Origin of the sequence: Treponema sp. TIM-1, assembly GCF_046533115.1 — a bacterium.
Lineage (GTDB): Bacteria > Spirochaetota > Spirochaetia > Treponematales > Breznakiellaceae > JAIRMO01.
Genome location: NZ_JAJQRC010000001.1, coordinates 62,454 through 82,059 on the forward strand (window position 1 = coordinate 62,454; position 19,606 = coordinate 82,059).

Annotated in this window: 22 protein-coding genes; 16 read left to right on the top strand and 6 right to left on the bottom strand. The window is 51.2% G+C overall.

The annotated features are described in order from the left end of the window. Positions 1-4 precede the first annotated feature (4 nt). From LQZ21_RS00290 to LQZ21_RS00300, 3 genes are all read right to left on the bottom strand, one after another. A complete protein-coding gene (locus LQZ21_RS00290; RefSeq protein ID WP_411042091.1) occupies positions 5-508 on the bottom strand; it encodes an NINE protein in 504 nt (167 codons plus the stop codon). A 315-nt stretch (positions 509-823) separates the two neighbouring features. After that, on the bottom strand, positions 824-1,384 hold the full coding sequence (locus LQZ21_RS00295; protein ID WP_411042092.1) for a rhomboid family intramembrane serine protease: 561 nt from the start codon (positions 1,382-1,384) through the stop codon (positions 824-826). A gap of 11 nt (positions 1,385-1,395) precedes the next feature. Continuing rightward, complete coding sequence (locus tag LQZ21_RS00300; protein ID WP_411042093.1) at positions 1,396-2,184, bottom strand: exodeoxyribonuclease III; 789 nt, start codon at positions 2,182-2,184, stop codon at positions 1,396-1,398. Between the two features lie 94 nt (positions 2,185-2,278). On the opposite strand from LQZ21_RS00300, the gene LQZ21_RS00305 reads away from it, so the two are divergent. Further along, positions 2,279-2,896 carry a hypothetical protein gene (locus LQZ21_RS00305; protein WP_411042094.1) on the top strand — a complete coding sequence of 206 codons (618 nt, stop codon included), beginning with the start codon at positions 2,279-2,281 and terminating at the stop codon, positions 2,894-2,896. Positions 2,897-3,035: 139 nt separating this feature from the next. On the opposite strand, the gene LQZ21_RS00310 is transcribed toward LQZ21_RS00305, so the two are convergent. Next, the gene (locus tag LQZ21_RS00310; RefSeq protein ID WP_411042095.1) at positions 3,036-4,034 is read right to left on the bottom strand and encodes a class II fructose-bisphosphate aldolase; all 999 of its coding nucleotides are present in this window, start codon (positions 4,032-4,034) and stop codon (positions 3,036-3,038) included. Positions 4,035-4,281: 247 nt separating this feature from the next. On the opposite strand from LQZ21_RS00310, the gene LQZ21_RS00315 reads away from it, so the two are divergent. The 4 genes from LQZ21_RS00315 (at position 4,282) to LQZ21_RS00330 (ending at position 8,203) form a co-directional block, all read left to right on the top strand. Then, on the top strand, positions 4,282-5,460 hold the full coding sequence (locus LQZ21_RS00315; RefSeq protein ID WP_411042096.1) for a PPC domain-containing protein: 1,179 nt from the start codon (positions 4,282-4,284) through the stop codon (positions 5,458-5,460). A gap of 141 nt (positions 5,461-5,601) precedes the next feature. Next, entirely contained in the window at positions 5,602-6,429 is an 828-nt protein-coding gene (locus tag LQZ21_RS00320) for a hypothetical protein (protein WP_411042097.1), read from the top strand. A 300-nt stretch (positions 6,430-6,729) separates the two neighbouring features. Beyond that, a complete protein-coding gene (locus LQZ21_RS00325; protein WP_411042098.1) occupies positions 6,730-7,467 on the top strand; it encodes a flagellar filament outer layer protein FlaA in 738 nt (245 codons plus the stop codon). Between the two features lie 13 nt (positions 7,468-7,480). Continuing rightward, positions 7,481-8,203: a flagellar filament outer layer protein FlaA gene (locus LQZ21_RS00330; RefSeq protein ID WP_411042099.1), complete on the top strand. Its 723-nt coding sequence runs from the start codon at positions 7,481-7,483 to the stop codon at positions 8,201-8,203. 98 nt (positions 8,204-8,301) lie between these two features. Here LQZ21_RS00330 and LQZ21_RS00335 read toward each other — a convergent pair whose 3' ends face one another. Beyond that, positions 8,302-9,030, bottom strand: coding sequence for a DUF8091 domain-containing protein (locus LQZ21_RS00335; protein ID WP_411042100.1), 729 nt, complete (start codon positions 9,028-9,030; stop codon positions 8,302-8,304). Continuing rightward, a complete protein-coding gene (locus LQZ21_RS00340; RefSeq protein WP_411042101.1) occupies positions 9,027-9,278 on the bottom strand; it encodes a hypothetical protein in 252 nt (83 codons plus the stop codon). Before LQZ21_RS00340 ends, LQZ21_RS00335 begins: the two co-directional genes overlap by 4 nt. Positions 9,279-9,514: 236 nt before the next feature. Between LQZ21_RS00340 and mraZ the strand changes: the two genes are divergently transcribed. The 11 genes from mraZ (at position 9,515) to dprA (ending at position 19,594) form a co-directional block, all read left to right on the top strand. Then, positions 9,515-10,009 carry a division/cell wall cluster transcriptional repressor MraZ gene (mraZ, locus tag LQZ21_RS00345; RefSeq protein WP_411042102.1) on the top strand — a complete coding sequence of 165 codons (495 nt, stop codon included), beginning with the start codon at positions 9,515-9,517 and terminating at the stop codon, positions 10,007-10,009. Between the two features lie 2 nt (positions 10,010-10,011). Then, entirely contained in the window at positions 10,012-10,962 is a 951-nt protein-coding gene (gene rsmH, locus LQZ21_RS00350; RefSeq protein ID WP_411042103.1) for a 16S rRNA (cytosine(1402)-N(4))-methyltransferase RsmH, read from the top strand. After that, positions 10,962-11,252, top strand: coding sequence for an FtsB/FtsL family cell division protein (locus LQZ21_RS00355; protein WP_411042104.1), 291 nt, complete (start codon positions 10,962-10,964; stop codon positions 11,250-11,252). Before rsmH ends, LQZ21_RS00355 begins: the two co-directional genes overlap by 1 nt. Before the next feature lie 21 nt (positions 11,253-11,273). After that, positions 11,274-12,353, top strand: coding sequence for a phospho-N-acetylmuramoyl-pentapeptide-transferase (mraY, locus tag LQZ21_RS00360; protein WP_411042105.1), 1,080 nt, complete (start codon positions 11,274-11,276; stop codon positions 12,351-12,353). 15 nt (positions 12,354-12,368) lie between these two features. Then, a complete protein-coding gene (gene ftsW, locus LQZ21_RS00365; protein WP_411042106.1) occupies positions 12,369-13,544 on the top strand; it encodes a putative lipid II flippase FtsW in 1,176 nt (391 codons plus the stop codon). Then, on the top strand, positions 13,537-14,367 hold the full coding sequence (locus LQZ21_RS00370; RefSeq protein ID WP_411042107.1) for a cell division protein FtsQ/DivIB: 831 nt from the start codon (positions 13,537-13,539) through the stop codon (positions 14,365-14,367). The genes ftsW and LQZ21_RS00370 overlap by 8 nt, the downstream gene beginning before the upstream one ends. After that, positions 14,360-15,619: a cell division protein FtsA gene (ftsA, locus tag LQZ21_RS00375; RefSeq protein WP_411042367.1), complete on the top strand. Its 1,260-nt coding sequence runs from the start codon at positions 14,360-14,362 to the stop codon at positions 15,617-15,619. Before LQZ21_RS00370 ends, ftsA begins: the two co-directional genes overlap by 8 nt. Positions 15,620-15,733: 114 nt before the next feature. Next, positions 15,734-16,939, top strand: a complete 1,206-nt coding sequence (gene ftsZ / locus LQZ21_RS00380; RefSeq protein ID WP_411042108.1) for a cell division protein FtsZ — start codon at positions 15,734-15,736, stop codon at positions 16,937-16,939. A 5-nt stretch (positions 16,940-16,944) separates the two neighbouring features. Continuing rightward, positions 16,945-17,853, top strand: a complete 909-nt coding sequence (locus tag LQZ21_RS00385; RefSeq protein WP_411042109.1) for a tyrosine recombinase — start codon at positions 16,945-16,947, stop codon at positions 17,851-17,853. Between the two features lie 30 nt (positions 17,854-17,883). Next, positions 17,884-18,630, top strand: coding sequence for a tetratricopeptide repeat protein (locus LQZ21_RS00390; protein ID WP_411042110.1), 747 nt, complete (start codon positions 17,884-17,886; stop codon positions 18,628-18,630). After that, positions 18,623-19,594, top strand: coding sequence for a DNA-processing protein DprA (gene dprA, locus LQZ21_RS00395; protein WP_411042111.1), 972 nt, complete (start codon positions 18,623-18,625; stop codon positions 19,592-19,594). The genes LQZ21_RS00390 and dprA overlap by 8 nt, the downstream gene beginning before the upstream one ends. Positions 19,595-19,606 lie beyond the last annotated feature (12 nt).

Sequence of the window (19,606 nt, forward strand, 5' to 3'; positions counted from 1 at the left end):
GATGCTAAAAGTCCTCCAGGGACGGGTCGTTATCCATCAGTTCCGGAAGGGTATACACGATGGTACCGGATTTTCGGACCCGGATTTCGGCGAATCCCTTAGACACCAGCGTCTCCAGATGTTTTTTTGCTTCTTCGATGGAGATATTCGCCTCCAGGGCTACTTCCGTGGGGGTAAGGATCCCCTTGTTCTGTTTGGCCAGTTTAAGGATAACCCGTTCGGGACTTTCTTTTTCATGTACCCTGCGAACTTGGGCGTCATCGGCATAACGAGGTGCTTGAGCGGAACGGCTGCCGTATAAGCGGTGGTATAGGGTATCTCTGATATTAGCTTCCCGGACCTGTGCCGAAAGGGTAAAAAAGTCATAGATAGCCCCGATCATCCCCAGCCCGCCGGTACACATCCACAGGATGCCGGTGGGAATTTTCCCCAAATAGAACCGGTGAAATCCCAACATACCGAAACCTGAAAAGAACCAGAGCAAATACGCAAGTCCTATACTATACACCGTAACCTCCCCAATAGCCTTACCAGGCCTATTCGCAACCCCTTCCGGCGGTTAATTTTATTGGAATGCAGGCATAATCCCCTCTGCATACTTCTCCATGCGAGCTTTTAGGATATGATAATTTAGTATAATCGAAGGTCCCTCTTTTTCCAAGGGCGTGGGTGGCTGTCTCCGGGGATTTAGCCGTTGATCCGGCCAATCATGGACAAGTGATTAAGGACCCGCGCAGAAACAACATGACCGAATGGTCATATTGTTTCTTTATTGCGTAAGCAATTAGAATAAAATGCTCTGCATTTTATTCTTGCGCGGGTCCTAACGTTTGGCCGGCCTGAAAAAACCAAAGAGGCTGCCGCAGAAACCTCCCACCACATGGGCAAATTCGGAAATATCATCGGCGTTAAAGGAATTAAGGAATTCCCGGCCTAGGTAGAGGACCAAAACCAAAATAAAGGTAAGGGGGATTTCTCCTTTGTTGAAGTTGGTGAAGGATGCCAGCAGGATCATCATAAAAACCACCCCGGAAGCCCCCAAAAGGGAACTGGAAAAGAGGAGAATATTCAGAATGCCCGTGATCAGGGCGGTGACGGCGATCATCAGGAGCAGGGACAAGGAGCCGTAGGATGTTTCCAGCATGGGCCCCAGGAGGAGGATAAAGGAAAAATTGGAAATCAGGTGGTTCCAGTTGGCATGGCCTATCGCATGGGTAAAAAGGGTGATCCAACTCCGAATATCGGCAGAATTAAAGCCCCCTTTTCCGCTTACCACAAACCAGGTCCCGGTAAGCCGGGGAAACAAGGTCTGGGTCAGGAGCAGTACCGCGGCGCTGATAAAGGCAAAGGTTAACACTGTGGGAGCGTTGTACTTAAGACGCATCTTTTCCTCCGTTATTTGATCGGAAGTTTTACCTCTATCTGGACCGGGCAATGATCCGAGCCGGTCACCTCGGGACGGATTATCGAGGATTTGATCCTGGACATAAAGGCTTGATCCACGCAATGGTAGTCGATCCTCCATCCCACATTCCGTTCCCGGGCGTTCATCCGGTAGGACCACCAGCTGTAATGCCCTCCCTCGCCGGTATGAAAATGACGGAAGGTATCCACATACCCCGCTCCGGTAAAAGTATCCATCCAAGCCCGTTCCTCCGGAAGATACCCGGCGTTACCCTCGTTTTCCTTCGGCCGGGCCAGATCAATAGGGGTATGGGCTATATTGTAATCCCCGCAGAGAACCAAGTGCCTGCCCCGGGATACCAGGGTATTACATAATTTCAATACGGCGTCGCAGAAGGCTAACTTGTACGCTAACCGGGCGCCGCCCTCCTGGGAATTGGGGAAATAGGCGTTGATCAGGGTAAAATCCTTAAATTCAGCCTGCAAAACCCGGCCCTCATCGTCAAATTCTGCCGCTCCCAGGGGTTTTACCTCCAGGGGTTTGATTTTACTGTAAATAGCTACCCCGGAATATCCGGCTTTTTTGGCACTGGCCCAATAGGACGTGTAAAATTTTCCCTTATTATCCTGGGGACTAATTAAATCCGGAACAAGTTGATCCGGCCTGGCCTTAGTCTCCTGAACACAAAGTACATCCGGGGATTCCTCCTTGATCCAGGAGACCAGGCCCCGCTTTTCCACGGCCCGGATCCCGTTAACATTCCATGATAAGATACGCATCCTTTTACCTATAACTGTATTCCGGATAAAAAACAAGCCTCAGGATGATCGGTGTCTTGCCCCGTCCCTTCTGGGTATGTTATGGTAATAAATAATGAGCCTTTTTTGTCTGTTATGGATTCCCTTGTTTTATCTTTTTTGGATTTCCCTTTCCCCGGAAGATGCCCCCCGACTCTATGATTTTTGGGCTCTTTTTTTGGGCAGTCTGACGGCTTTAGCCTCTTTTTTTCTCGGTCCCCTGATCGATCCCGGGGGATTTGGATTTTCCCGATGGTTAAGCGCCTATATTGATATAGTATGTTTTCCGGTTATTTTTCCCATCATTATCGGATTTTTGTTGTCCCTGACCCCCCTTTCCCCGGGGTGCGGGAATTCCGCGAAGTTTGTCCTGCTTTGGCTTATCCCCGGGGCCGTTATGCGGACCATAACCTGGGGGGTCCGGAAGGATCCCCTTCATTTGGTATTGGTTCCCCTGCTTTGGTCCGCCTTGGCGGCGGGAATTTTCTTTTTTCTTACGTTCCTGCGGAACCGGGGGAAGGTGTTTGTTTTTTCTCTCATAATCGGTTTTTTACTTTTACCCGCGGCCGTCGCCGCCAGCTATTGGGCCTTTTTTTCTCAAAAGTTGTATCTGGGTTTGCTTTTTTTGATCATCGCCCTGATCCCCCTGGGTATACGGGTAAGCTCTTTTTTTTCATCAAACCGCCGGCTTTAGGACCCGCGCAGAAACAATATGACCATTCGGTCATGTTGTTTCTGTGCAGGTCCTTAGTATCCAGGGCCGTTTTAAAACTGAAGTTTTGAAACGGCCTTAGGGGTATAAATTTATAATAAATAGCCCCGAATGTACCGGTCTATGCCTGTCCCGCGGAGCCCAGAACGTTTATGTTTTTATGGGCATACAGCTTTTTAAGTTCCTCCCGGGCGGGTCCCAGATACTTTCTGGGGTCGAATTCATCGGGTTTTTCCGCAAAAACCTTACGGATAATAGCGGTCATGACCAGGCGCCCGTCGGAATCGATGTTGATCTTGCATACCGCGCTTTTTGCCGCCTGACGAAGCTGTTCTTCCGGGATGCCCACCGAATCCTTAAGGCTTCCGCCGTATTGTTCGATGATTTTGACGTATTCAATCGGCACCGACGAAGAACCGTGGAGAACGATAGGGAATCCGGGGATCCGCTTTTCAATTTCCTTGAGGATGTCGAAGCGCAGCGGCGGAGGGATAAGGATGCCGTCGGCATTCCGGGTACACTGCTCCGGCTTGAATTTTGCCCGGCCGTGGCTGGTACCGATGGAAATAGCCAGGGAATCCACCCCGGTCTTTTTCACAAAGTCTTCCACCTCGGCAGGCTGGGTATAATGGGAATGTTCCGCGGATACGTCATCTTCAACCCCGGCCAGAACCCCCAATTCCCCCTCTACGGTAACGTAATCCTTCCGGGAATGGGCAAATTCACAGACTTTTTTGGTCAGGGCCACGTTTTCATCGTAGGGTAAGTGGGAACCGTCGATCATCACCGAAGAAAATCCCGTTTCGATACAGTCCTTGCAGAGTTCAAAGCTATCCCCGTGATCCAGGTGGAGAACTATGGGGATGTCGTATCCCAACTCATGGGCATATTCCACGGCGCCCCGGGCCATGTTTTTAAGGAGGTTCTGATTAGCGTACTTTCGGGCACCGGAAGAAACCTGTAGGATCACCGGAGATTTGGTTTCCACACAGGCTTGAATAATGGCCTGGAGCTGCTCCATATTGTTAAAATTATACGCCGGAAGCGCATAACCGCCGCTTACCGCTTTTTTGAATAATGCTACCGTATTAACTAGTCCTAGCTCGGTATAACTGGTCATATAAACTCCTTAATGCGGGACGTCCACCGCATCGCGGTTTTGGAAACATCCCGGTTGTTACCTTAATAGTATGGCAGGAACGCCGCTTGGTCAAGAACATCAGATCCCAATACCTCCCAATACCGGCGGAACAGGATCAATCATCAATGTCAATGTCCTGTCCCCGGTTTCATTGACAAACCGCCGGGTTAAAGGTACACTGATTACCATTAAGAGCTGAAGGAGAGTTATTATCAAACATCTGCTGTTGATTTTTTGTTTTTTTGTTATCCTGCCCGTTCTATACGGTCAGACCCCCGGGAGGGGTCTGGAGGAGTTAGACCATGGGGCTAAGGGCACTGCCCTTGATATAAGCAATCGAATCCCCGCCGGACCGGCCCAGAAAATCATTATTGGTCAGTGGCCCTACCGGAATGGGGTTCCATCCCTCGGTTTCTATTGGGCCGCCCAGCTTACCGAGGAATTAACGAATCTGCCGGGCCGGTCCTTTACCCTGCTTTCCGGCGCCTCCGCCGCTGATTTGATGATCTCCGGCGAAATCGTCGAGGTTGCCGGCGTCATTCGGGTTTATACCCGGATCTTCCGTATCGGGGACCGTGCGATGGTGGCCGGCCTGCATGCGGATTTTGCCCGTACTGAAAATCTGGTGCAGATGCTTTCGGAGGACAGGAACGGAAGCTCCGTCACGGTTCCTTGGGACTCCTATGAAACCGACAGCCGGGAAACCCCTCTTCCGGTAGAAATAGCCATCGGCGAGGATAGGCCCCTTATCAACCGCACGATTCACGACCGCGGCGATGTGGATTATTTTATCTTCCTGCCGGATCAAGACGGGGTTTTGAGGATGGAAACTACCGGGGATATGGATACGGTTATGGAATTCTTCGAGGCAGACTCGGAAAGACCCCTGGCGGAAAATGATGATGGGGGGACAAGTGAAAATGCCCGTATCCAGTACCAGGTGACGGCCGGGGGCCGTTATATTGTCCGGGTACGGGGGTATGGCGATGACACGGGAGCTTACGGTTTTCGCGCTTTTTTTACCGAGCAGCGTCCTGTTTCTCCCGATGAATACGAGATGGACGATGATTTTTCTTCCGCCAAAACGATAACCACGGGAATATCCCAGCAGCACAATTTTCATTCAGGCAGCGATGTGGATTGGGTTAAATTCGAGATACGGCAAGCCGGCCGCTATACCATCCGGGCCCGGGGAATTCATACTGACCAGCTTGATACTTACCTTGAGCTCTATGATGCAAACCAGGACTGGATCGATGAGGACGACGACGGCGGTGAATCCCTGGATTCCCTCCTTACCGTAAATCTTCAGCCGGGGACCTACTATTTAAAGGTGGAATGTCTTGACAACGAACTGGACGAGACGGCCTATATCATCGCCGTGCAGGGGGACCAGCCAAACTGACTGCCTTGATCGGCGGTTTTTATCCGTGTTGAGGGATAATACCCTGATCTTCGGGCGAGGTTGTTGATTGGTTCCGTTATGGGGTTTAGGAAATACAAGAAAAAAATAATTTTATGGGGTATAGTTGTTTTTATTCCACTCTTGGGAGCGGGGATTTTTTTTTCCCGTTCCCCGGTGCTTGTGGTAACGGATCCTTTTTTTAACGCCCTGTATGGCCGCTGGAGAACCTGGGAAAAACGGCTGGAACTCTCTTTCCGGTTTTTCCGGCCGGTAAAACCGGTTTCCATCGGAGAAAACGCCGATCAGGATGCGGTGCCCTTTGCCGTGGAAGCGGCCTCGGCCAGACCCTTTTGCGTATTGTTCCCCTTCCGGTACAGCGAGGGCGCCCGGCGGTATGTCCGCCAACATCCGGACATTACCGCGGTGGTTCTCGGAGGCCGGCTTGCCCCCCCCCAGGAGGAGGGGCTCCTCTTTTTCGGAACCGATACGGTCCTGGATATGTACCGGGCCGGTCTTTGTGTGGCGGCTTTTATTCAATCCGAGGAGGAGGTTTTTGTATTTCCGGATCCTTTTATTACCCGGGCGGATAGGGATGCCTTTTTGGAGGGGCTCCGGGCCGGGGAATATACGAAGGAACCCCTCTATATGAATGTTTATGCGGATTTAAGTTCCCGGACGGGTATTTCCGTGGTAATGACCGGAACCCCCCCATCTTTTTTGACGGGAGGGATAAAAATACCGGTGGTCCTTTTTTCATGGATGGATCCGGCGCTAAGTTCCCAGGATGTAAAGCTTGTTTTTGATGATTCCCCCTGGGCGTTGGCAAAGGAAGCGATCGACATCCTGGTCCAGGGAGGAAAGGAGGGGATAATCCCTTCAAAAATATCGGTTTTGGGCCGGAGAATTCAGGAAAAGACCCTGGCAACGGAACTAAAAAATTTGATCCGCCAAAAACAGGTAACTCCGTAAATGCCGTATCTTTCCTCAAAGTCGGTATTTTGGGAAAGGCCTTGGAAAAAACGGTTAAGCCCCCATGCGGGCGGTCCGCTTTTTCCTGCCAAGTCTCGGGCTGCTTCAAAATCATGGCTGGAATTTGAAATTGCCTTATTTTTTAAAAAATCAACTAAAAAAAAGCCCCCGATGGCCGATAATTAAAAGGGTATTGTTATTTTTTCATGGTAAAATGGGGTTAAGTATTTGACAAAGATCCCGTGAGGAAATATAATCGTAACAGACCTAATTCCCCAATGATTGGAAAAGGAGTATGGGATGAAACAAGGAAGTTACCGGACTGTATGCTTTATTTTTTTGGCATTTATCGCGGTAGTTTTGGCATTTGGCGATGAAGCCATCGTTAATCTTCAATCCAGGGATCTGGATCTTTTTGATGGTAGCAATGGGTATACCTGGAGGGTTGAGGCTAGTAAATTTGCCACCAAAACAGATGCGGACACCTTTCCCAAGATAACCCAAGTGGGTCTTGGACCGACGGCCATAAGGGTTGCGGACGAGGAACAAACAAGTCTTGGTATTTGGGGCCGTTTTGATCGGCAAGGGTATAATTGGATAGATGTGTACCCTGTGGCGGCCGACGGGGGAGATGACGCGGGCCCTGCGGAAATACCGATACCGGGCCGGGTTAAGGAACTGGATGTGTGGGTATGGGGCTCCAATCTTAATTATATGCTTGAAGTGTATGTCCGGGATTATACGGGGATAGTCCATGTCCTCAATATGGGTAGTCTGGCATATGAGGGGTGGAAGGATCTGCGGGTTGCCGTTCCCAGTTATATTCCTCAAATAAAGCGGGTGTTGCCCCGGTTAACCTCCTTAACGCTGGTAAAATTCCGTCTCTGGACCCCCCCCGCAGAGCAGGTGAATAATTTTTATGTTTATTTTAATCATTTGAAGGTATTAACCGATATCTTTGAGCATCGATATGATGGTGACGAATTAGCGGATCCTCAGCGGGTACAGGATCTTTGGGCTGCTAGTTCCAATAATTAATAAGGAGGCCGTTATGAAACGTATTTTTATCGCAGCTTTGGTTCTGTATAGTGCGGGGTTTCTCTTTGCCCAGCAAAATGAAATTGGCGCCCCCAATGCCGAACGGATCGGAGTTGACGCGGCCCAGCAGCAGTTAAAGGAAATATCGGTGGATAAATTTGAGCATGATGGGTATTGGCTCTCTTCCATGTCAACCGATGAGGGATACACGAGGACCCGGCTTTTTAGCGGGAGTCCCCAAAATAAGGTGCCGCTGGAGGAGGAGGAGGGACTTAATATCCCCGATCAGTATGTCCTGGGTACTAAAGTGGACTTTCTCCGCAGGGGTCATTCCAGTTTTACTATTTTCCCGATGCGGCCTATTCCGATTGAGGGGATTACCAAAACAATTTCCCTTTGGGTGGCGGGACGTAATTATAACCATGAGCTGAAGATCCTGCTTCAGGATTATTTCGGCCGTCCCTTTGAGCTTTATGTGGGTAAACTCAATTTTCAGGGCTGGAAAAAACTCACTGTGGCGGTTCCCCCCCAGGCGGCGGACGGTATAAACGGCATTGTTCAGCGGAATTATCATTACAACAATCAACTGGGCCTTAAGATCACCGGATTCCGGATTGACTGTGATCCGATGGAAACTTACGGAAGCTATTATGTTTATTTTGATGATCTTCGAGCGGTGACGGATCTTTTTGCCGAGAACAACCGGGATGCCGACGATATGGCGGATGCCTGGTAATTTGTTTCCCCGGCGCCTACGGTGTAGGCGCCGGATATTTTTCCCCCCGACGATAACTTGAGCCTTCCCATGAATAGTTAAATGGTCACTATTGATTCTCAGGGACCGGACGCCGCTATTGGTAGAGGTCCAGGCTCAAGATTTTCCATACCGGTTAAACGATAGACCCAGGCATGGCCTTTTTTTCCGATCCGGGTCGTGACGGAAAGCCGGGTAAGGACATAGAGGGTTTTTCCCGCCAGGGTAGGGGGAATCCCCGTTTTGTCCCCCAGGGAGCGGACCGTAAAGGTCTCGTCGCGCTGAAAGGGGACAAAATACCGGTAGTCCCCGGGGCTGCCCAGCGGGATAGAGCCATGGTGAACCAGGAGTTCCCGCCCGGCGATACTAACCCCCCGGCGCCGCCAGGAACCCCGGCCGTCCCGGACCCGCTGCTCGGATACCTCCACCAGGGCAAGCTCTATGGTTACCCCCGGAATTTCGGGAAGGTCCGGGGCGTAAACCAGGACATTGAAGAGGTCCCAGGGGGTTCCCTTTCGGGGGCTTTTTCTGCGGGAGAGCAGGGTTCCCTCCGTGTCAAAAAGCTCCAGGTATTTTGTGACCATAATAGGGTGGATGATACGGACCGGACCGGCTTCGGTTAGTTTTTCAACCTTGTCCCGAAGGGGTTTAAAACTACCGGTTTGAACTTCAATATATTCCCCCCCCTCGGTTACGCCATCACAAATATACCCCTTTAAGGGGATTTCGGTCCGCCCCCCTTCGCCGGCATAGCGGAATTTAAGGGCCCGGTGAAGACCGCTTTCACCCGCGGTCCCGATTCCTTTCATAGACGGTTTCCGGTATAGGCCAGGAGTTCTTGGGCGCTGAGGAGTTCCAAAAAATGGAGGGTTTCATTCCCTCCCCGGTTTTCGTTTACCTTGATCCGGCTGACCCTGAAGGCGATCATCCGGTTGGTCTTCAGGGGAAGGTCCAGGGGATTACCGTTTATATCCACTATCTCATTCAGGGAGAGCCGTCCCCGAATCTCCTGGACATCCCCTTCGGGAAAAACGATAAAATATTCATTCAGAAACATAAACTGATCATACCGGGCTGCTTCCTCCGATACAAGATAGGTCCGATCCGTTTGTATTCGGCCGTGGCCGGGTCAAAAACATCAAAGTCCTAAACGGCCGTGTAGTATCCTGCAAAAAAAAAGTTACTATTTATAATTTTTTCTGAAATAAAGGATTGACCTGCATAAATTTATGAATGTAATATAAGAAAGTGGGATAAATTAGGAAAAAATGGGAAAAGATAGGAAAAAGTGGAATGGATTTATTAATAGGGGAATTTAATAACACCTTAGATGATAAAGGCCGGGTGAGCCTCCCCTCACGGTTTCGTTCCATTTTACCGGGCAATAGGGTCTTCCTAACCCAGGGTGGAGAGGATTGTATATGGGTATGTCCTCCCGAATTCTGGGAAGATCTGTTGCAAAAGGTTTTGAATTCCACTTCCATTTTTAAGGCCAGTTCCCGGGTGGTCAGGCGGCGGATAATCGGTCCTGCCCAGGAAGTGGAAATTGACAAGGCCGGTCGTATCGCTATCCCCCAAAGCCTTAGGGATTTTGCGGGACTTTCCAAGGACTGTGTGATATTGGGGCAATTGGACTATATGGAAATATGGAACATCGACCGATACCGGAACTATAGGGGTTCCACCGAAACGGAATTCAGAATGAGTTTTGAAGAATTGGGTTCAAATGTCGGGGAAGCGGAGCATGCTTCTCCGGGGGGACTTGATCCCGAAGAAGGTAAAGAATAACTATGGAAATTATTCATACCCCGGTTTTGCTGGAAGAAACTATTTTTTACCTCGGGCCCCGTTCCGATGAAGAACTCATGGTGGATGCCACCTTGGGAGAAGGGGGACATAGTTATGCCTTTTTGTCCCGTTTCCCCAAGCTGCGGATAATAGGAATCGACGCGGATAGGGATATACAGAAGGTCGCCCGGGAACGGCTTAAGGAATTTGGAGTGCGGATACATTTTTACCCCGGATGGTCCCAGGAATTTTTCGCGGATATTCCCCGGGATATTAAACGGCCCGATACCATCCTCTTGGATCTGGGGGTAAGCCGGTATCACTATGAAAAATCCCATCGGGGTTTTAGTTTCAGCAAGGATGAGGTATTGGATATGCGGATCGATCCCAACCGGGGGATCCCGGCGGCGCAGATCCTGGCCCGGCTCTCGGAAAAGGAACTGGCGGATCTCATCTATAATTACGGGGAGGAGCGGTATTCCCGGCGTATCGCTCGCGCTATTATCGAAGCCCGCTCCCATGCGGCCATAACCAGTTCCGCGGTTTTGGCGGAAATCGTGGAACGGGCGGTTCCTGCCGCTTACCGGCGGGGGGCGACACACCCGGCTACCAGGACCTTCCAGGCCCTGCGGATAGCGGTAAACGGAGAATTATCCCAGCTGCCGGATCTTCTGGAGGCGGCGTTGGAAGCTCTGGAACCTGGGGGACGTTTGGGGGTTATCAGTTTTCATTCCCTGGAAGATCGGGTGGTGAAGAATTATTTTCGGGAGAAAAACAAGGACTGTACCTGTCCCCCGGAAGCGCCGATATGTAGATGTGGGGGACGTCGGATTATTAATCTTTTAACCCGCAAGGCGGTATCCCCCAGGGAAGACGAGGTAAAAAACAATCCCCCTTCCCGAAGTGCCAAATTACGGGTGGCAGAAAAAGTTCTTGACGAGGATGGCCGGTGATGAAACGACGGGTGGTTCTGTATCTTGTAACCCTTACGATTCCTTTGTTGTTGGGCCTTACGGTATGGCAGGCCACCAGGTATGCGGAATTGGAACAAGAGGTGAAGGATCTGGAAGCTATCCAGGAAGAATGGATAGAAAGCAATAAGCGGCTTATCATGGAAATTGCGGTATTGTCTTCCCCGGAACGGATAGCGTATATCGCCGAGTATGAATTGGGATTATCCAAAAAGCAGCCCGAAGAAGTACTGCAGGTTCGGATAAAGGGGACCACCCATACCGATGGATAGTTTGTTTGATGGGAGGGTTAGGTGTTTTTAAAATTTGTTTATCCCCTGGTTAAATATTTTAGTCCTCTCAATATTCTGCAGTACCTCACCTTTCGGGGGGCCTATGCGGCGTTAACAACCCTCGTTATCTGCTTTATGTTTGGTCCCCGGATTATCGAGTCCCTGCGAAAGCTAAAGGTTGGGCAGTCTGTCCGGGGGGACGGACCGGAGACCCATCTGATAAAAAACGGAACCCCCACCATGGGCGGGGTTTTCATTATCATCTCCATGACGGTGGCGGTGCTACTCTGGGAAGATATGAACAATGATAAAGTATGGCTTACCCTGGGGGCCCTTATTTGTTTCGGTGCCGTGGGCTTCTTGGATGATTATCTTAAAGTACGACGGCACAATTCCGAGGGACTTCCTGCATGGGCAAAATTGACTTTTCAGTTTTTGCTTGCCTTTACCATTGTGTTTATTCTTTATTTTTCCGGGGAAGAAGGGGTTACTTTTCTCTATTTGCCTTTTTTTAAGAATCCGGTGGTGGATATGGGGAGGCTCTGGATCCCCTTTGCGGTCCTCCTGGTGGTGGGAGAATCCAACGCGGTTAATCTCTCCGATGGTTTGGATGGTCTGGCCGCGGGTCTCCTGATTCTGGTTTTTATTGCCCTGGCTATCCTTACCTACCTTTCGGGCCGGGTGGATTATTCTTCGTATCTGGGGATCCCCTATATCAAAGGCGCCGGAGAATTAACCGTCTTTTGCCTTGGGGTGGTGGGAGCCTGTGTGGGCTTTCTTTGGTTTAACGCCCATCCGGCCGAAGTCTTTATGGGAGACGTGGGAAGTTTATCTTTGGGGGGTGTTATTGCCACCATTTCTCTTATAATTAAGAAGGAGGTCCTGATCCTTATCATCGGCGGCGTTTTTGTGTTGGAAGCCGCTTCGGTGATCCTGCAGGTTATGATGTATAAAATACGGAAAAAACGGGTCTTTAAAATGGCCCCCCTACATCATCATTTTGAATTATCCGGCTGGGCGGAAACCAAAGTGGTTATTCGTTTCTGGATCCTCGGAGGCTTGTTTGTGATTATAGCCCTTTCAACCTTAAAAATTCAATAGTGGGGACCGAGGCTTATGAACCAATTTGTTGTCGAACCGGCAGGTCACGGGAACCATTACGATCATCTTTTGATAGCCGTTATTATTCTTCTTACCGGCGTGGGTCTGGTTACCCTGTATTCCGCTTCCTATGCCTTTGGGGAGCGTTTTTTGGGGGATGGTTTGTATTTTTTTTCCCGGCAGCTTGTCTTTGGGGTGTTTGGGGTCCTGTTGTTTTTTCTAGCTCTGCGGATACCCCTGCGGATATTACGAAAGTGTATTGTCCCTCTGGTTTTAGGAACCATTTTGATGTGTCTTTTTACTTTTGTTCCCGGTATTGGGGTTATGAAAAACGGCGCGGCCCGGTGGATTCATATTGGTTCTAATACGTATCAACCTTCGGAATTGGTTAAATTGGTATTGCCCTTGTATTTGGCTCACCTGTTTACCAAAAAGGCGGATAAGATCCGGGTTTTTTCTTCGGGAATATTACCCCCTGCCATGGTGACTATGCTCTTTTTCTTTTTAATTTATTTACAGAATAACTTTTCCACCGCCTTGTTTATCGCGATAAACGCCCTCTTTGTTTTTTTCTTTGCCGGGGTACCGTTCCGTTATTTTATCGGCGCCGGGGCAATCCTGGGCCCCCTGTCGGCTCTCCTTGTTTTTACCAAGGAACACCGCCTCCGGCGGCTTATCAGTTTTATCTGGCCCGACTGGGAACCCCTGGGTGCGGGTTATCAGGTCCATTCCTCCATCCTAACCATAGAATCCGGAGGATTTTTGGGTAAGGGTATTGGCCAGGGGGTACGAAAAATATCCAGTGTGCCGGAGATACATTCGGATTTTATTTTTTCTTCCTATGCGGAAGAAACGGGTTTTATTGGGGTCCTGTTTTTCTTCCTCCTCCTCGGTATCTTTATGGTGAGGGGGTATCGGGTATCTTTGCGGACCGAAGACACCTTCGGGCGGCTCCTGAGCTTTGGACTGGTTACCACCATAAGTTCCCAGATGCTTTTGAATGTCGCGGTAGTTTCCGGGGTTCTGCCCGCTACGGGGATACCCCTGCCGTTTTTTTCCGCCGGCGGCTCCTCTCTGGCCACGACCCTTTTGATTGCCGGTTTGATAGTAAATGTTTCAGGACTTTCCCATGAATTTGAGCCGTCCCGAAATACCGGGATTTTTAGGGGCCCGGAGGTAAACTTTGGCTAATTATTATGTCTATACGGAAGATACTGCTTCCCATGACAAAAAAAATGTTTCTGCTTTGGATAGAAAACTTAAACGGATCGTTATTATCCTTGCGATGGTGGTGGGGGCGGAACTCTGCTGGTTTCTTTTTATCAGCCCCTGTATGCCCTTGGAGGCGGTGGAAGTGACGGGGATGCCGGATATTGAGCGGGACCTGGTTTTAAACCGGGCGGGAATCAATTCCCATTCTTCATATATGACGGTAAAAGCCGCGATGGTTGAAACCCAGTTGGAGGGGCTTCATCAGGTTGAATCCGCCACGGTTATAAAACATTTTCCCGATTCGGTGGTAATAGTGCTTGAACCCCGGAAAGCCCTTGCTTTTACCCTGGCAAGAATAGGGGGAAAAATTACCCCGGTGTTTTTTGACAAACAGGGGGTGATCTTTAAAATCGGAAACAGCCGGGGCGATGAACTTCTTTCTTCTTCCATACCCCTGATATCCGGGTTTGCCTTGGACGAGCCGGTATTGGGAATGCGGCTTCCCCCGACATTCGCCGGATTTCTCGCCAGTTTGGAACGGATCCATACTTCCGCCCCTGAACTGCTGACCGCTTTTTCCGAGATTGGGATCCGCCAAAAAACCTACAATGGATTTGACCTTATTCTCTATCCTAAGCACGACCCGGTGAGGATCCGCGCTGCGGCGGAATTGAATGAAGATATGCTTCGATATATGATGCTGGCAATTGATGTTATTGTTTCGCAGGGTACTCAGGTTGATGAAATTGATTTTAGAACCGGTACGGCATCCTATACCCTAAAGGAGGCATCCTCTGGCTAATGATGATTTAGTGGTGGGTCTCGATATCGGCACCACCAAGGTCTGCGCCGTAATTGGCGAGCGCAATGAAAATGGAACACTCGAAATAACCGGTGTGGGGAAAAGTGCCTCCACGGGCTTGCGAAAGGGGGTGGTGGTAAATATCGAAGCCACCCTCAAGTCGGTTGCCGCCGCTATTGAGGCGGCGGAGATGATGAGCGGCCGGGAGGTCCACTCTTGCTGGACCGGCATTGGGGGAAGTCATATCGACGGAATTAATTCCCGGGGGGTGGTGGCGGTTACCGGAAAAACCCGGGAAACCCGGGAGATTGGCCTTGAAGATATTAATCGGGTGTTAGAAGCGGCTCGGGCAGTGGTTATTCCTATGGACCGGCAGGTTCTGGAGGTAATCCCCCAGAGTTATATTGTGGACGACCAAAAGGGTATCCGGGATCCGCTGGATATGATCGGAGTTCGTCTTGAGGCCGAGGTTCATATCATAACCTGTTCCGTGACCAGCGCCCAAAACCTCATGAAATGCGTTAACCGGGCTGGTTTCAGGGTTAACGACATGATCCTTCAATCCCTTGCCGCGGGCCGTTCGGTCCTCACCGAAGAAGAAAAGGAACTGGGGGTAGCCCTGATAGACTTGGGGGGGGGGACGACTAATGTTATGGTGTATACCGGCGGAACCCCCTATTCGACCACCACCATTCCCGCGGGGGGTATCCAGGTTACCGGCGATATATCTATGCTCAAAAATATCGCCTTTGAAACCGCCGAGCGGATCAAGCTGGACGCGGGGTGCTGCTGGGATGAATTCCTTGAAGGGGACGATGATATCATCGTTCCCGGGGTTGGGGGACGGCCCCCCCTGCCCATACCCAGATCCCTGCTTCTGGCGATTATCCGCCCCCGGATGGAGGAGATCTTTACTATGGTGAAGGAAAAACTGGATAAGCTTTCCCTTTCCCGGCCCCTGGGGGGGGGAGTCGTCCTCTGTGGCGGGGGAGCCCAGCTCCTGGGCGCCGCCGAATTGGCCGCCCATGTTTTTAAATTACCCGTCAGGGTGGGGATACCCCTGCCGGTGGGGGGCTTAGTTGATGAGTACCGGAGTCCGGTATACGCCACCGCCGTGGGGCTGGTTTTGGAAGGGGCCCTGCGGGAAGAAAAGCAGGGAGGCGAGCGGGGAATTGATATTCGTTCCCACGAAAAGGGGCAGGCGCCGCTTATCAGTAAACTGGTAGAGTGGTTAAAAAAGGAATTTTTTTGAATTGGACCGGTTTCAAAATTCGATGGCCCTAAGGCCGTGATTTGGACCGTCACAATAGGGGCGGATGGGAACGCCCTAAAAATATCGGAAAAAAAATGATTTGGGAGGGGTTTTATGGACATTCAAGTATTGGACGAAAAAAGTGCCAATGAAAGACGGACGATTATCAAGGTTATCGGCGCAGGGGGGGGCGGTTGCAATGCGGTTAACCGCATGATTCAATGTGAAGTCCAGGGGGTGGAGTTTATCGCCGCCAATACGGATCGGCAGGCTTTGAACAGGTCGAAGGCGGAGTTTACCTTGTCCATTGGCTCAAAGCTTACCGCCGGGCTTGGAGCCGGCGGTAAACCTGAGATCGGGGAAAAGGCCGCCATGGAAGACCGGGAAATAATCGCCAATGCCATTAAAGGGGCGGACATGGTTTTTGTGACCGCCGGTATGGGGGGGGGTACGGGAACCGGGGCCGCGCCGGTTATTGCCCAAGTTGCCCGGGAATGCGGGGCCTTGACTGTGGGGGTGGTTACCAAGCCCTTCAGTTTCGAGGGCCGGTATAAGATGCGTTTGGCCGAAGAAGGGATCGCCAAGATGCGGGAAGCGGTGGATACCCTCATTGTTATCCCCAACCAGCGGCTCTTTAGTTCGGTGGAACGGAAAACCACGATCCCCGAAGCCTTCCTTATCGCCGATGACATACTCCGGCAAGGGGTACAGGGCATTTCGGATCTGATCACCGAGACGGGCCTGGTCAATATTGATTTTGCGGATATTAAGACCATTATGTATGGCCAGGGAGATGCCCTTATGGGGATCGGTATCGGAAGCGGGGAAAACCGCGCCGCCCTGGCCGCCAATAACGCCATTGATAACCCCCTCTTGGAAGACACCACCCTGGAGGGAGCCCAGCGGATCCTGATCAATATTGCCGGTGGGGAGAACCTCACCCTGATTGAACTGGAAGAGGTGGCCCAGATTGTTACCGAAAAAGCCGATCAGGACGCGCTGATCATCTACGGCACCTCGCTGGATTCCAATTTGGGGGATAAACTCCAAGTTACGGTGATCGCCACTGGTTTTCAACGGAAAACCATGATAAACTCCCAGATCCAAAATTCGGAAAAAGATAAAAAAGAGCAGAGCGATCTTTTTGGCCTTGATGAATGGGGGGCATTAACCGGCGGAGGATCTAAACAATCGGGGCTTACCATCAGAAACCACTACCGGGAAGACTACCTTGAGGTACCCACCATTATCCGGGACCATCAATTTTCCGGGGGAAAGGAACTGTCCGAAAAATCGGGAACAGATAATCGGGATATATAAGTGCTATGAATGGCCAAAGTCTGCTGGATAGGTACTATACGTGGCTCCTCGTTTTGGAACGCCGATCCCTCTTAACCGCGGAAACCTATAAGGTGGAAATCCGCCGTTTTCTGGAATGGCTGGAGATGGAACGGTTGCTGCCTGAGGAGGCGGATAGTTCCTCCCTCATGAAGTACCTTAATTTCCGCCGGGATAAGGGCTGCCTTGATTCCCGGTCTGTGGCTAAAGCAATTTCCTCCCTTAGGTCCTTTTTCCGGTATATGGCGGATGAAGGGCTGCGGGATGATAATCCCGCCCGGGTTCTGGAATCCCCTAAAAGGGGAATCCATTTACCTGAGGTTCTTCACCGGGATCGGGTGGACCGGATGCTTGCCTTGGTGCCGGTAGATAGCCCCATAGGACTACGGAACAGGGCTTTATTTGAGTTTATCTACTCCGCGGGCCTCCGGGTTTCCGAGGCCGTTTTTCTTAATATAAAGGACATTTATTTTACCGAAGGAATTGCCCGGGTTTTGGGGAAGGGAAACAAGGAACGGTTGATACCTTTTGGGGAAGAAGCCGCTTACTGGCTTAAACGGTATTTGGCCGACGCAAGGCCCTATTTGGCGGGTAAGGTCCGTTCCCCCGCCCTGTTTATTGGTAAAACGGGGAAACGCCTTTCCCGAAAGGGAATATGGAAAAACTATATGAAACTGGCCACGGTGGCGGGGGTTCCCTCGACCCTCCATACCCTGCGGCATAGTTATGCTACGGAGCTTCTCGCCGGTGGGGCGGATCTCCGGTCGGTACAGGAGCTTTTGGGACATGCGGATATTGCCACAACCCAGATCTATACCCATGTGGACGTTTCCCTCCTCAGGGAAAGCCACCGGCGGTATATGCCGAAATTGCGGCGGTATTTATCCCGGCCGTAACCTTACCGGGATTTGAATTAAAGGTGCAGGATGAAGATAAAGAAAGAGTTTTTTTTAGGTCTTATGGTACTGGTTATCGTGGTTTTACTGATAGGGGGTATCTATACCTTCCGGAAAATCAGGATCCGGGATTCCCTAATCGCCCAGATCAAAGAACTCAGTCCTCGGGATATTCCTCCCCGGACCATAGAAGATCTTCGGGAAGCTATCAGGCTGTATGAAGAACTGATTGAGCAGCATGTACGCGACGCTGCCCAGACCGGGGTGTATTGGAAACTCCTCGCTACCCGGCTGCAGGAACGCGGACTGCACCATGAAGCGTTAAATGCCCTGGAACGGGCGGTTTATTATATCCCCGAAGATGCCTATGTCCACTATCAACGGGGAATATCCGCAGGGATCGTGGCAAAGTCGTCCTTTAGTGCCGCGGAGGGGAATGCCGATGCCCAGGAATATTTTGCCCTTTCGGAAAAGTCTTACCTCCGGGCTATAGAATTGGATGAAGGATATAGCCGGCCTCGTTACGGCATCGGTATCCTCTATGTATTTGAGATGAACAAGCCCCGGGAGGCCATACCCCACCTGTTGCGGTACCTTGAAATTTCCCGGAACGATGTGGATGCCATGTTTGTGTTGGCTCGGGCCTATTACATGGTGAATAATTACCAGGATGCCTTGGATATATACGACCGGATCATCACTACTTCCCGGGATGCCGCCAAACGGATTGAGGCGGAAAACAACCGGCAGACCATATTGGATTCATTGTATGGATGAGCTTTTGTTGCGGGATCTGATCATCAGGCGCATTCCGGAGATAAATTCCCGGGAGCAGATCCTGCTTTATAAAGAATTTGACCGGAAGGAAGGATTATCCATACTTTCTAAGGGGGTTATTGAGGATATTCTTGGTCGGAAACTCCTCCGGGTTTACGGCGGTATAGAAGATCTCCGGGAACAGGCGGAGAGGGATATCAGGACTATGGGGATTCGGGGGATAGCTTGTGTATCCTTTATTTCATCCCAATATCCTCCCCTGCTCCGGGAACTGTACGATCCCCCGGCCCTGGTTTTTTACCGGGGTGTTTTACCGAATCCGGAGCGGCCCCTGGTAGCGGTGGTCGGAACCCGGCGGCCCACTGCCGCGGCGGGTTCCCAGGCGTATGATATCGGCAAAGCCCTGGCGGATGCGGGAATTCCCGTGGTCTCCGGCCTTGCCCTGGGTATCGACGCCATGGCCCACCGGGGGAACCTTGAGGGGGGCGCTCCCACGGTGGCGGTTCTCGGCTCAAGTCCCGATGAGGTTTACCCCGGGGCAAACCGGGTCCTTGCCCGGCGGATCATTGATCGGGGTGGGGCTATTTTAAGTGAATATCCCCCGGGAACCGGACCGCGGAAATGGAATTTTCCGGCCCGGAACCGGATTATTTCCGGCCTGGCCCGGGGGACCGTGATTGTGGAAGCTCCCGCTTTTTCCGGAGCCCTGATCACCGCCCGGTTTGCCCTGGAACAGGGCCGGGACCTCTGGGTTACTTCATCGGGGATGAATTCCACCCGGGGAGAAGGGACCAGGAAGCTTGCCGAGGAAGGGGCCGGGGTGATTTCCGGGGCGGCGGAGATCCTACGGGATTGGGGGATTGTTTTGGAGACCCCCCCGGAAGAAACTTTTCCCCGGGATCGGCCGTTGCAGGGAGCTATGCTGGCATCGTCCTTGGCCCGGAAACTGAATATTGATCTTTGAGGATGGGAATAA